13 protein-coding genes are annotated in these 13,200 nt (G+C 63.8%); 11 read left to right on the top strand and 2 right to left on the bottom strand.

The genetic code is table 11. From position 1 onward, the window contains the following. The first annotated feature begins 16 nt into the window (after nt 1-16). The 4 genes from ACVWZP_RS08885 to araH all read left to right on the top strand — a co-directional run bounded on the left by ACVWZP_RS08885 (nt 17) and on the right by araH (nt 4,515). A complete protein-coding gene (locus tag ACVWZP_RS08885; RefSeq protein WP_017847886.1) occupies nt 17-880 on the top strand; it encodes an SMP-30/gluconolactonase/LRE family protein in 864 nt (287 codons plus the stop codon). Between the two features lie 153 nt (nt 881-1,033). After that, nucleotides 1,034-2,038, top strand: coding sequence for a substrate-binding domain-containing protein (locus tag ACVWZP_RS08880; protein ID WP_079443548.1), 1,005 nt, complete (start codon nt 1,034-1,036; stop codon nt 2,036-2,038). Beyond that, a complete protein-coding gene (gene araG / locus ACVWZP_RS08875; protein WP_250690892.1) occupies nt 2,035-3,537 on the top strand; it encodes an L-arabinose ABC transporter ATP-binding protein AraG in 1,503 nt (500 codons plus the stop codon). Before ACVWZP_RS08880 ends, araG begins: the two co-directional genes overlap by 4 nt. Before the next feature lie 9 nt (nt 3,538-3,546). Beyond that, nucleotides 3,547-4,515, top strand: a complete 969-nt coding sequence (gene araH, locus ACVWZP_RS08870) for an L-arabinose ABC transporter permease AraH (RefSeq protein WP_046383881.1) — start codon at nt 3,547-3,549, stop codon at nt 4,513-4,515. Nucleotides 4,516-4,530: 15 nt separating this feature from the next. Here the strand turns inward: araH and ACVWZP_RS08865 are convergent, their stop codons facing one another. Continuing rightward, on the bottom strand, nt 4,531-5,319 hold the full coding sequence (locus ACVWZP_RS08865; protein WP_046383880.1) for an AraC family transcriptional regulator: 789 nt from the start codon (nt 5,317-5,319) through the stop codon (nt 4,531-4,533). An 85-nt stretch (nt 5,320-5,404) separates the two neighbouring features. On the opposite strand from ACVWZP_RS08865, the gene ACVWZP_RS08860 reads away from it, so the two are divergent. From ACVWZP_RS08860 to ACVWZP_RS08830, 7 genes are all read left to right on the top strand, one after another. Then, entirely contained in the window at nt 5,405-6,403 is a 999-nt protein-coding gene (locus tag ACVWZP_RS08860) for a bile acid:sodium symporter family protein (RefSeq protein WP_046383879.1), read from the top strand. Between the two features lie 95 nt (nt 6,404-6,498). Continuing rightward, nucleotides 6,499-6,861, top strand: a complete 363-nt coding sequence (locus ACVWZP_RS08855; protein WP_046383878.1) for a hypothetical protein — start codon at nt 6,499-6,501, stop codon at nt 6,859-6,861. Nucleotides 6,862-6,984: 123 nt separating this feature from the next. Next, nucleotides 6,985-8,169 (top strand): sugar transporter, encoded by a 1,185-nt coding sequence (locus ACVWZP_RS08850; RefSeq protein ID WP_046488537.1) that lies wholly within the window; start codon nt 6,985-6,987, stop codon nt 8,167-8,169. A 121-nt stretch (nt 8,170-8,290) separates the two neighbouring features. Further along, complete coding sequence (gene aqpZ / locus ACVWZP_RS08845) at nt 8,291-8,995, top strand: aquaporin Z (protein WP_079443553.1); 705 nt, start codon at nt 8,291-8,293, stop codon at nt 8,993-8,995. A gap of 377 nt (nt 8,996-9,372) precedes the next feature. Beyond that, entirely contained in the window at nt 9,373-10,440 is a 1,068-nt protein-coding gene (locus ACVWZP_RS08840; RefSeq protein WP_457369682.1) for an ABC transporter substrate-binding protein, read from the top strand. After that, nucleotides 10,427-11,416, top strand: a complete 990-nt coding sequence (locus ACVWZP_RS08835) for an ABC transporter permease (protein ID WP_457369681.1) — start codon at nt 10,427-10,429, stop codon at nt 11,414-11,416. The genes ACVWZP_RS08840 and ACVWZP_RS08835 overlap by 14 nt, the downstream gene beginning before the upstream one ends. Further along, nucleotides 11,410-12,198 carry an ABC transporter ATP-binding protein gene (locus ACVWZP_RS08830; RefSeq protein ID WP_102618582.1) on the top strand — a complete coding sequence of 263 codons (789 nt, stop codon included), beginning with the start codon at nt 11,410-11,412 and terminating at the stop codon, nt 12,196-12,198. Before ACVWZP_RS08835 ends, ACVWZP_RS08830 begins: the two co-directional genes overlap by 7 nt. Nucleotides 12,199-12,615: 417 nt before the next feature. On the opposite strand, the gene ACVWZP_RS08825 is transcribed toward ACVWZP_RS08830, so the two are convergent. Continuing rightward, complete coding sequence (locus tag ACVWZP_RS08825) at nt 12,616-13,158, bottom strand: acyl-CoA thioesterase (RefSeq protein ID WP_079443558.1); 543 nt, start codon at nt 13,156-13,158, stop codon at nt 12,616-12,618. Between the last annotated feature and the right edge of the window lie 42 nt (nt 13,159-13,200).

The following is a 13,200-nucleotide window of genomic DNA, read 5'->3' as shown; positions in this document are numbered from 1 at the left end:
CAATCCAGGAGGCAACATGTCGTTTCACGCCGTCAGCGCACACCGTGCGCAACTGGGGGAGGGCCCGTTCTGGGACGTGCCCACCCAGGCCCTGTATTGGGTCGACATCGCTGGCAAACAGGCGCTGCGCCTGCTGGACGGGCAGTTGCAGGCCTGGCGGTTGCCGGAGCATGTGTCCGCGTTTATCCCGTGTGAACGCGGCGATGCGCTGGTGACCTTGAGCAGCGGCGTCTACCGACTGGACCTGGCGAGCGCCGCCTTGAGCCTGTTCTGCGTGGCCGACCCGCACGCGGGCAACCGTGGCAATGAAGCGCGCTGCGACGCCCAGGGCCGCCTGTGGCTGGGCACCATGCAGAACAACATCGGCGAGCACGGCGAAGACCTGCCCGTTACGCGACGTTCCGGCGGGCTGTTTCGCGTGGATGCCGATGCGCGGGTCACGCCGTTGCTGCACGGCCTGGGTATTCCCAACACCTTGCTGTGGAGCGATGACGGCCGCCAGGTGCATTTCGGCGACAGCCTCGACGGCACGCTGTATCGGCATGCGATCCAAGCGAACGGCCAACTCGACCCCGCCCAGCCCTGGTTCGGCCCGCATGGGCGCGGCGGGCCGGACGGGTCGGCGATGGACAGTCAGGGCTACATCTGGAACGCGCGCTGGAACGGCAGTTGCCTGCTGCGCCTGACGCCGGACGGTGAAGTCGATCGCATCGTCGAACTGCCCGTCAGCCGCCCCACCAGTTGCGTGTTCGGCGGGCCCGACCTCACCACCCTGTACATCACCAGCGCCGCCAGCCCTCTCGAACACCCCCTGGATGGCGCGGTGCTTGCCATCGAGGTCGATGTGCCCGGTAAACCCTGTCACCGCTTTGCCGGCTAAACGCTATACCGCTTTACCCCTGTAGGAGCGAGCTTGCTCGCGAAAAACGTTAACGATGACGCGCGCATCCTGAATGCACGCGGCGCTCTCTGGCTTTTCGCGAGCAAGCTCGCTCCTACAAAAAAAAGAAAACAACAATAAGGAGTCAACCGTATGAATCGTCGTCGTGCTATCCGTTCCTTGTGCTGCGCCGCTGTGGCGGTCTCGGCCATCAGCTTGAGTGGGCTGTCGCTGGCCGCCGAACCCGTAAAAATCGGCTTCCTGGTCAAACAAGCCGAAGAACCCTGGTTCCAGACCGAATGGGCCTTCGCCGAAAAGGCTGGCAAGGAACATGGTTTCACTGTGATCAAGATCGCCGTGCCCGACGGCGAGAAGACCCTCTCGGCCATCGACAGCCTGGCCGCCAACGGCGCCAAGGGCTTTGTGATCTGCCCGCCGGACGTGTCCCTCGGCCCGGCCATTGTCGCCAAGGCCAAGGTCAACGGCTTGAAAGTCATGGCCGTGGATGATCGTTTCGTCGACGCCAAGGGCAATTTCATGGAAGACGTGCCGTACCTGGGCATGGCCGCGTTCGAAGTCGGTCAGAAGCAAGGCGCGGCGATGGCCGCCGAGGCGAAGAAACGTGGTTGGGACTGGAAGGACACCTACGCGGTGATCAACACCTTCAACGAACTCGACACCGGTAAAAAACGCACCGACGGTTCGATCAAATCCCTCGAAGAAGCCGGCATCCCCAAAGACCATATCCTCACCGCCGCGCTCAAGACCCTCGACGTGCCCGGCAGCATGGACGCCACCAACTCGGCCCTGGTCAAGCTGCCCAGCGGCGCGAAGAACCTGATCATCGGCGGCATGAACGACAACACCGTGCTCGGCGGCGTGCGCGCCACCGAAAGCGCCGGCTTCAAAGCCGCCAACGTGATCGGCATCGGCATCAACGGCACCGACGCCATCGGCGAGTTGAAGAAAGCCAACAGCGGTTTCTTCGGTTCGATGCTGCCCAGCCCGCACATCGAGGGCTACAACACCGCGCTGATGATGTACGAGTGGGTCACCACCGGTAAGGAACCGCCGAAATACACCGCGATGGACGAAGTGACGCTGATCACCCGCGCCAACTTCCAGGAAGAACTGACCAAGATCGGGCTGTGGAAATGACCGCAGCGGCACTGCGCTTTGACGGCATCGGCAAAACCTTCCCCGGGGTCAAGGCGCTGGACAGCATCAGTTTCACCGCCCACCCGGGGCAGGTACACGCGTTGATGGGCGAGAACGGCGCGGGCAAGTCGACGCTGCTGAAGATCCTCGGCGGCGCCTACATCCCGAGCAGCGGCAGCGTGCAGATCGGCGCGCAGACCATGGCCTTCAAATGCGCGGCCGACAGCATTGCCAGCGGCGTCGCGGTGATCCACCAGGAGCTGCATCTGGTGCCGGAAATGAGCGTCGCCGAGAACCTGTTCCTCGGGCATTTGCCGGCGCGTTTTGGCGTGGTCAACCGCGGCCAGTTGCGCCAGCGGGCGCTGGCGTGCCTCAAGGGCCTGGCCGATGAAATCGACCCGCAGGAAAAGCTCGGGCGCCTGTCCCTGGGCCAGCGCCAACTGGTGGAAATCGCCAAGGCGCTGTCGCGGGGCGCGCATGTGATTGCCTTCGATGAACCCACCAGCAGCCTGTCGGCCCGCGAGATCGACCGGCTGATGGCGATCATCACGCGCCTGCGCGACGAGGGCAAAGTGGTGCTGTACGTGTCCCATCGCATGGAAGAAGTGTTCCGCATCTGCGACGCGGTCACGGTGTTCAAGGACGGCCGCTACGTGCGTACCTTCGACGACATGCGTGCGCTGAGTCACGACCAGTTGGTCACCTGCATGGTCGGTCGCGATATCCAGGACATTTACGACTATCGGCCGCGCGAGCACGGCGAGGTGGCGCTCAAGGTCGACGGTTTGCTCGGCCCGGGCTTGCGTGAACCGGTCAGCTTTGAGGTGCGCAAGGGCGAGATCCTCGGCCTGTTCGGCTTGGTCGGCGCCGGGCGCACCGAGCTGTTTCGCCTGCTCAGCGGCTTGCAGCGCGCCACGGCGGGGCAGTTGGAACTGTGCGGGCAAGCGCTGCAATTGCGCTCGCCGCGCGACGCCATCGCCGCCGGCGTGCTGCTGTGCCCGGAGGACCGCAAGAAGGAGGGCATCATCCCGCTGGGCAGCGTGGCGGAGAACATCAACATCAGCGCACGCGGCGCCCATTCCCGGTTCGGCTGGCTGCTGCGCGAGGGCTGGGAGCAGGGCAACGCCGAGCAGCAAATCCGCGGGATGAAGGTCAAGACGCCGAGCGCCGCGCAGAAAATCATGTACCTGTCCGGCGGCAATCAGCAGAAGGCCATTCTCGGCCGCTGGCTGTCGATGCCGATGAAGGTGCTGCTGCTGGACGAGCCGACGCGGGGCATCGACATCGGCGCCAAGTCGGAGATCTACCAGATCATCCATGACCTGGCGGCCAGCGGTATCGCGGTGATTGTGGTGTCCAGCGACTTGATGGAGGTGATGGGGGTTTCCGATCGCATTCTGGTGCTGTGTGAAGGCGCTTTGCGCGGCGAACAACGGCGCGAACACGCCACTGAATCCAACTTGCTGCAACTGGCCTTGCCGCGTGGCCTGGCGAACTGAGAGACGACTATGACAACCCAACACAACGCGTTGCCGACGGCACGCAAACCCTTGGACCTGCGCGCGCTGCTCGACAACTGGGCGATGCTGCTCGCGGCGCTGGCGATTTTCCTGCTGTGTGCCTTGCTGATCGACAACTTCCTCTCGCCGCTGAACATGCGCGGGCTGGGCCTGGCGATTTCCACCGTGGGCATCGCCGCCTGCACCATGCTGTTCTGCCTGGCGTCGGGGCACTTCGACTTGTCGGTGGGCTCGGTGATCGCCTGCGCCGGGGTGGTGGCCGCGATTGTGATGCGCGACACCGACAGCGTCATGCTGGGCATCGGCGCGGCGCTGCTGATGGGCCTGATTGTCGGGCTGATCAACGGCATCGTCATCGCCAAGCTGCGGGTCAATGCACTGATCACCACCTTGGCGACCATGCAGATCGTGCGCGGCCTGGCCTATATCTTTGCCGACGGCAAGGCGGTGGGGGTGTCCCAGGATCAGTTCTTCGTGTTCGGCAACGGCCAGTTATTGGGCGTGCCGGTGCCGATTCTGATCACCATCGTCTGCTTCCTGTTCTTCGGCTGGCTGCTCAACTACACCACCTACGGGCGCAACACCATGGCCATCGGCGGCAACCCGGAAGCCGCGCTGTTGGCCGGGGTCAACGTGGACCGCACGAAGATCCTGATCTTTGCCGTGCATGGCCTGATCGGTGCGTTGGCCGGGGTGATCCTCGCGTCACGCATGACCTCGGGCCAGCCGATGATCGGCCAGGGCTTCGAGCTGACGGTGATTTCCGCCTGTGTGCTGGGCGGGGTGTCGCTCAGCGGCGGCATCGGCATGATCCGCCATGTGATCGCCGGGGTGCTGATCCTGGCGATCATCGAGAACGCAATGAACCTGAAGAACATCGACACCTTCTACCAGTACGTGATTCGCGGCTCGATCCTGCTGCTGGCGGTGGTGATTGATCGCATGAAACAACGCTGAGCTCCTTCCTTTGCATTAGCGGAAGAACTCGCCGGGAGTGGCGTCGAATTGCTGGCGAAACGCGTTGATAAACGCCGACGTGGATTCATACCCGCACGCCAACGCCACATCCGTCACCCGCTCGCCTTGCTCCAGGGCGGGCAGGGCGCCGAGCAGGCGCAAGCGCTGGCGCCAGGCGCGGAAGGTCAGCCCGGTGTCACGCAAAAACAGGCGGCTGAGGGTCTTCTCGCTGACCGCCAGCTTGCGGCTCCAATCCCCCAGCGTGGTGGGTTGCTCCGGGTGCAGCTCCAAACTGCGATAGATCTGCCGCAAGCGCGGGTCGAGGGGCAACGGCAGCATCAAATCCACCTGGGGCGCCGCCGCCAGTTGGTCCAGCACCACCTGGGCCAGCCTGCCGTCCGGGCCCTCTTCGGCATATTCCACCGGCAGTTCGCTGAAGCGGCGGATCAACTCGCGCAACAAACTGCTCACCTCCAACACCTGGCAACGTTCGTCCGCCCAGGCGGTGACGCTGCAATCCAGGTACAGGCTGCGCATCTCCGTGTGCGGCGAGCTGTAGACCCGGTGCGGCATGCCCGCCGGAATCCACACCGCGCGCTGTGGCGGCGCGACGAAGCGGCCGACGCTGGTCTGGATCTCCAGCACCCCGGAAATTGCGTAGGACAACTGCACCCACGGATGGCTGTGCCGACGGGTCAAGGCGCGGTTGGGCAAGGATTCGGTGCGTCCGTACACCGGGCGTGGCAGGCTGGAAAGCCCGGGCACGCTGCGGCGGACGGTCTTGTCATGTCCTTTAGGCGGCATTTACTGGCTCATTGGCGTTAGTCGGTAATAAAGCGTTACGTTAGAGTCGCGATGACGTTCTTGGCAACCCCGGAAGATCCTGCTTATGACTCGCCCGCGTTTTCTGCCCGACAATTTCACCCTGACCCTGATTGCCACCGTGCTCCTTGCGTCCTTGCTGCCCGCCAGCGGCCAGACCGCCGTGGCTTTCGGCTGGGTGACCAACCTGGCCATCGCGCTGCTGTTTTTCCTGCACGGCGCCAAGCTGTCGCGCCAGGCCATCGTCGCCGGGGCCGGGCACTGGCGCCTGCACCTGCTGGTGTTCAGCCTGACTTTTGTGCTGTTCCCATTGCTGGGCCTGGCGCTCAAACCGCTGTTGTCGCCGCTGATCGGCAAAGACTTGTACATGGGCATGCTCTATCTGTGCGCGTTGCCGGCCACGGTGCAGTCGGCGATTGCCTTTACGTCCCTGGCGCGCGGCAATATCCCGGCGGCGATCTGCAGCGCGGCGGCGTCGAGCCTGTTCGGGATCTTCCTCACGCCGTTGCTGGTGACGCTGTTGCTGAATGTCCACGGCGAGAGCGGTTCGACCGTCGACGCCATCCTGAAAATCAGCGTGCAACTGCTGTTGCCGTTCATCGCCGGGCAGATCGCCCGCCGCTGGATCGGCGAGTGGGTCGGCCGCAACAAGGCCTGGCTGAAGTTCGTCGACCAAGGCTCGATCCTGTTGGTGGTCTACGGCGCGTTCAGCGAAGCGGTCATCCAAGGCATCTGGCAGCAGATTCCGCTGTGGGAACTGGGCGGCCTGGTGGTGGCCTGCTGCGTGTTGCTCGCCCTGGTATTGCTGGCGTCCACGCTGCTGGGCAAGGCTTTTGGCTTTAATCAGGAGGACCGCATCACCATCCTGTTCTGCGGTTCGAAGAAAAGCCTGGCGACCGGGGTGCCGATGGCCCAGGTGCTGTTCGCCGGGGCGACCATGGGTGTGTTGATCCTGCCGTTGATGCTGTTTCACCAGATCCAGTTGATGGTGTGTGCGGCCTTGGCGCAACGTTATGCGCAGCGCCCGGAAAGCATTCCGCAATTGATGGGGCAGGTGGACCCGTGATCGGTCTATCAGACATTTCTTAAAGCGACGAAAGGCCTAAAGCCTGCGTCAAAACGGACGACTCACTTCTTGTCAACCCAAGAAGGAGCGTCGACATGAACGTTATACGTTTGTCACTGGTTACAGGCTTCCTCGCTGTATGGACGGGGACGTGCATGGCGGCGCCGCAGGGTGGCGTCGTCCGATTCTACGGCAGTATCGTCGAGCCGGGCTGCACCACGGCGGCGGCGAGCGGCTCGATAATGGACTTGAAAGGCTGCCCGCAGGCCAGTCGCGGCAACCAGCTCGCGGTGCAGCCGGTCCGCAGCGTCAAGGCGGTGGGCGCGCCCAACGCCTATGTGCGGTTGATGGCCGACACCCCCAACGGACGTTATTACGACCAGCAGTATGTCCTGGTGGACGCCTTCGATAAGCCCATTCAGACGGGTAGCTACTTGATCACCCTGACCTCGCCCTGATCGATCCGCAGGCGATTTGCCCCGGATGAGCGTCAACAGCCGCCCGAGAAACCTATAGAATGCTCGGCGGCGGCGCTTGTCCTGGGTGGCCGTTTGATCATCGTCAGAGTGCCGCGCCCTTCAATGAGCCTTTCAACCGCAACGCCCCGTGCCAACTGGCAACCGGTCATCGCCCTCGCGCTGGCCGCCTTTGTGTTCAATACCACCGAATTTGTGCCCGTCGGCCTGCTCAGCGCCATCGGCGCCAGCTTCGACATGCCCATTGCCAGCGTCGGCCTGATGCTCACCATCTATGCCTGGATCGTGTCGCTGACCTCGCTGCCGGTGATGCTGCTGACGCGCAACATCGAACGGCGCAAGCTGCTGATCGTGTTGTTCGGCCTGTTCATCGCCAGTCATATCCTCTCCAGCGTCGCCACCAGCTTCGGCCTGCTGATGGTCAGCCGGATCGGCATCGCCTTGTCCCATGCGCTGTTCTGGTCGATCACTGCGTCCCTCGCGGTACGCCTGGCGCCGGCCGGCAAACAGGTGCAAGCCCTCGGCCTGTTGGCCACCGGCACGTCGCTGGCGATGGTGTTGGGCATTCCCCTGGGCCGCCTGCTGGGCGAAGCGATGGGCTGGCGCACCACGTTCCTGGTGATTGCGGCCTTCGCCGCCGGCCTGGTGTTCTGGCTGGCGCGCACCTTGCCGCTGTTGCCGAGCCAGAACTCAGGCTCCCTGCGCAGCCTGCCGCTGCTGTTCAAGCGCCCGGCGCTGGTGGCGCTGTACGTGCTCACCGCCATGGTGGTCACCGCGCAATTCACCGCCTACAGCTATATCGAACCGTTTGTCGAACGTGTCGCCGGCCTGAGCGGTAACGTCGTGACCCTGTTCCTGCTGGTGTTCGGCGGCGCGGGCATCATCGGCTCGCTGTTGTTCAGCCTGGTACACCGCTTCAACCCGCATCTGTTCGTGGTCGGTGCGGTGTTCCTGCTGGGCGCGTGCCTGGCACTGATGCTGCCGTTGAGTGGGGCCGAATCCTACCTCGTCGGCCTGAGCGTGTTCTGGGGCATGGCGATCATGGGCTTCGGCCTGGCCATGCAGTCCAAGGTCCTGGTGCTCGCCCCGGACGCCACCGACGTGGCCATGGCGATGTTCTCCGGCATCTACAACATCGGCATCGGCGGCGGCGCGTTGCTGGGCAGTTGGGTCGGCAGCCACTTCGGCTTCGCCTGGATCGGCGCGGCGGGCGGGTTGCTGGCGGCGCTGGCGTTGATCGGTTATTGCCTGGCGATCCGACGGTTCGGCCAGGGTGTCGCGCGCGACTGAAATCAGACAAGTCTTACAGGGCACTTTGATGCCTGTTGCTACCGTCTCCCAGGACCTCCCACATCCTGTGGTGACGGCGATCACCACGCCCTTCGATCAGGGCCGTGGTGTTTGAAAAGCAATGGAGTCGATTGTGCAAAAGCGTTTGACCGCAGAGTTTGCAGGTACCTTCTGGTTGACGTTCGGCGGGTGTGGCAGTGCCATCCTGGCGGCGGCATTCCCGGCGCTGGGGATCGGGTTTCTGGGGGTGTCCCTGGCGTTCGGGCTCACCGTGCTGACCATGGCCTACGCGGTGGGCGGTGTTTCAGGCGGGCATTTCAACCCGGCGGTGACCATCGGCCTATGGGCCGGGCGCCGCGTTCCCTGCGCCGATGTGCTGCCTTACATCGCCGCCCAGGTCGCGGGTGCGATTGCCGCCGCCGCCGCGCTGTATGTAATTGCCAGCGGGCAGCCGGGTTTTGAAACCGGTGGTTTTGCCGCCAACGGCTATGGCCCGCTGAGCCCCGGCCAGTTCGACATGAAGGCGGCGTTGCTGGCCGAACTGATCGCTACGTTCTTCTTTGTCCTGATCATCATGCGCGTGACCGCACCGGGCGCGGTTGCCGGCTTTGCGCCGATTGCCATCGGCTTGGCGCTGACCTTGATTCACCTGATCCTGATCCCCGTGACCAACACTTCGGTCAACCCGGCGCGCAGCACCGGGCCGGCGTTGTTCGCCGGGGTCGAGTACCTCGCGCAACTCTGGGCGTTCTGGCTGGCGCCGATTGCCGGCGGGGTGTTGGGGGCGTTGGCGGCGCGCGGGTGGGAGGCGCGCAGCCCGGCTTGAATCGAAAAAGGGGGGAATCAAGCGCATTCCCCCTGCATCACTTCCAGGTCTGCACGTCCTGTGCATCCACCACCTTGAAGAACGCATCCGCGATCTTCTGCTGCTCAGCCAACTGATCGATCGTCCCCGGTTACAGGTGCGTTTTCTCCCATTTCCCGGCCTGTACCCACTGCGCGTACACCCCCGATAAATACTGTTCCGATCTGAGCTTAGGGCGCTTTTTGTGCGTTTCGAGGCATCGGGCATAACCATAGAATTATATGGTTCTTTCATAATTGTCGCTGATTAATATAATCAAATTGTAGTTTTGTCGCGAGTGCCCTGCATGACGCAAGGCGCGCAATCTACCTAGCGAACACAATCATGGGAGTTTTTGCATGGCCGCTTTCGATCCTTTAACCCGCCGCCGCCTCCTGGGCATGGCCGGTATTACCCTGGCCAGCCCCTTGCTGCTGTCGCTGCCCCGCCTGGGCTTCGCCGCCGACGAGCACGCCGCGCACCGCACGCCCCAGGAGCCCGCCGGCACCGGTGAGTTCATCCGCCTGGATGCGCCTCGCGCGCTGAAACTGGCGGTTAACCTGAATGCCGTGTGCCTGGCCCCGGTGGTGATCGCCCACGGTCAAGGTTTCTTCAAACAGCACAACCTGGATGTGGAACTGGTCAACTTCGGCAATTCCACCGAGGTGCTGCTGGAAGCCATCGCCACCGGCAAGGCCGATGCCGGTGTGGGCATGGCGCTGCGTTGGCTCAAGGCCCTGGAGCAGGGCTTCGACGTCAAGCTGACCGCCGGCACCCATGGCGGTTGCCTGCGTTTGCTCAGTGCGGCGAACGGCGGCGTAAGCACACTCGAAGCCCTCAAGGGCAAGGCGATCGGCGTGACGGACATGGCCAGCCCGGACCGCAATTTCTTCTCGATCCTGCTCAAGAAGCACGGCATCGACCCGGTGCGCGACGTCGAATGGCGCCTGTACCCGGCCGACCTGCTCGGCACCGCCCTGGAGCGCGGCGAGGTGCAGGCGGTCAGCGGCAGCGACCCGTTCATGTATCGCCTGATCAAATCCGGCGTGGCGCGGGAACTGTCCACCAACCTGGTGGAGGCCTACGCCAACCTCAGCTGCTGCGTGGTCGGTGTCACCGGCAAGCTGGTGCGCGAAGACAAGCGGGTGGTCGCGGCGCTGACCCAGGCGATCCTCGAAGCTCATGACTATTCCGTGCTACACCCCGAGGTCGTCGCCAAGGGTTTCCAGGCCTATGCGTTGAACACCTCCACCGAAGAAGTCCAGGCGATCCTCCACGACCACACCCACGGCCACCATGCGGTCGGCGCCGCGCTGACCGCGGAAATCACCACCTACGTCACCGACCTGAAAACCGTGGAAGTGATCAGCCAGGGCACCGACCCGCTGGCGTTCGCCAAGGAGATCACCGCCGATGTCTTCAGTTGACGCGACCACCCTCAACCCACTCGTGGCGTTCAAGATCGGGTGGCCGGGCCTGGCGGTGGTCGGCGCCTGGTTGGCCGTGGCGCTGCTGATCAGCTACTGGCCCAATGCGACGCGCGACTGGCCGATGACCCAAGGTTTGGCCCATCTCTGCGTGGGCGTGGCGGCGGTGTTCGGAGTGTCGAGTGTGGCCGGGCGCCGGTTCGCCAGGCTCGGCCTGCGCCTGCGCGGAGCCGCGTCATGGCTGATCGCTTTACCGCTGCTGTTGGGCATTTGGGAGCTGCTCACGGCGAAACTCGCGCTGCTGCCGGTACCGTTCTTCGCGCCGCCCCAGGCCCTGCTCGCGGTGTATGTCGAAGACTACGCGCGCCTGGCCGACAGCCTGCTGCATTCGGCGTTGCTGCTCGGTGCGGGCGTGGCGTTGGGCGCGGCGACCGGGTTTATCGCCGGCGTGGCCATCGGTTGGTCGACGCGTATCGGCTATTGGCTGCATCCGGTGCTGCGCATCCTCGGCCCGGTGCCGTCGACGGCGCTGTTGCCGTTGTGCTTTTTCCTGTTCCCCAGCAGTTGGAGCGCCAGCGTCTTCCTGATCGCCCTGGCCACTTGGTTTCCGGTCACGGTGCTGACCTGGTCCGGCGTGGCCAGTGTCGATAAAGCCTATTACGACGTGGCGCGCACCCTTGGTGCAAAACAGCCTTTCCTGATTTTCAAGGTGGCGATTCCCGCCGCCTTGCCCCATGTGTTCGTCGGCCTATTCATGGGCCTCGGCGCCTCGTTTTCGACCCTGGTGGTGGCGGAAATGATGGGCGTGAAATCCGGCATCGGCTGGTACCTGCAATGGGCCCAGGGGTGGGCGGCCTACGCGAATATGTATGCAGCGTTGTTAATCATGGCGCTGGCCTGCTCGGGGTTGATCAGCGGCTTGTTCCAGCTGCGCGACCACTTGTTGGCCTGGCAGAAAGGAGCGATGAAATGGTAGCCCTGGCAACCGCAGTAGAAGCCGCGGCGGGATTGACGCTGCGCATCGAAAACCTGAGCCACGGGTTTGCCTTGGACGGTGAGCATCTGCCGGTGTTGCAGCGGGTTTCGCTGGACGTGGCAGCGGGGGAGTTCGTTGCCTTGCTCGGGCCTTCGGGGTGCGGCAAGTCCACCTTGCTGCGTCTGGTCGCTGGGCTGGAACCGGCGGATTCCGGGCGCTTGCTCGCCGATGGTGAGCCGATCAGCGGCCCGGACCCGAGTCGCGTGGTGGTGTTCCAGGACCCGACCTTGTATCCGTGGCGCCGCGTGTGGGACAACGTCGCCCTCGGCCTCGAAGCCCAGGGCCTGCTCAAGACCCATGCCGCCAAAGTCGATGAAGCCTTGGAAAAAGTCGGCCTCAGCCAATTCGCCCGCGCCTTCCCTCGGCAACTGTCCGGCGGCATGGCGCAGCGGGTTGCGCTAGCCCGTGCGCTGGTGAACCAGCCGCGCCTGCTGATCCTCGACGAGCCCTTGGGCAAACTCGATTCCCTGACCCGCATCACCATGCAAAAGGAACTGATCGACCTGTGGCAACGCCAGGGCTACACGGCGTTGCTGGTGACCCACGATGTGGAAGAAGCCTTGCTCCTGGCCAACCGCGTGATCGTGTTCAGCGACCGCCCGGCGACCCTGCAGGCGCAATTGACCATCGAGCGGCCATACCCCCGGCACCGCGACGATCCTTATCTGGTGGACCTGCGCCGGCAGATACTTGGCTTGCTGGGGTTGGGGGAGAACTGGTAGGTATGACTTGATCAGTCTGAGCAGCGCCTGGCGACTCAATCTATAAAGCTGTCGATGACAAGGGCCGGTATCTGCATTGGGACGAGTTTCGTCGATATCCAGCGCCGGGTCTCAAGAAAGAGGCCGCATGGGCAGCTATCAAGATGTCCCGGGCTTGCGCGAGTAAGACCCTGGAGCTTCGCAGCGAGTGCGGCAGTGCGTTTTTTTGTGCATCACTGACTTTTGTGAGGCGGTTGTTCACGGCGTCGAGTCGTTGACGTCCAGCTTGGGCGGGGCAGTGGCGTCTTCTCCCCAATACCGCCTGGTGGACTCCTATATCCAGCGCGCAGTTGGAAGGCGCCGCGACGACGCGTAAAATCGCCAAGGACATGTTGGCCAAGGCGCGCATGCCTCAAGACGATGATGAGCGGATGATCCTCAATCCTGTTCCTCACCTCGCAACTGCACGCTCATCGCCTCGCAACTCTGCGCCCAGTCGCTCAGCCACTGCGGCAGGGGCGGCGATGTTTCGGCCAGCCCCAGCTCCCGCAGGAAATCCGCCGGGGGCAGGGTGCCCTTGGCTGAGCGGAACAGCCCGCGCATCACCACCACGCCGACCACCCGACCCTTGCTGACGAAACGGTGCTCCATCAGGCTCCACTTGTGGTCCCAGCCGAGTATGCGGGTGTGTACCTCGAACACTTCGAACACCTTGAGTTCGCGGCGGAACTTGCCCCAGGTATCGCCCACGATCGGCAGCGCCTTGTTGCGCAGGGCCACGCGAAAAGCGCCAGTGCGCAAGACAAAATCCATCCGTGCAACGTCCGCCAGGGTGAAGTAGCGGCCATTGGTGACATGCCGGTTGAGATCCAGGTCCAGCGGCCACACCCGCATGCGTACCACGGTGGTGGCCAGGCCATGGGCAGGCTTGCGCCAGGGGCGACGGCAGAGCATGTAGAGCAATCGAAACCAGAGATTCATAAAGACGCCACAGAGTTGAACAGTGGCAGCACTGTAAGGGCG

The sequence above is a fragment of the Pseudomonas sp. TE36184 genome, assembly GCF_054060055.1.
The sequence above is the reverse complement of the archived record's forward strand: the minus strand, read 5'-3'. Positions and strand labels throughout refer to the sequence as shown.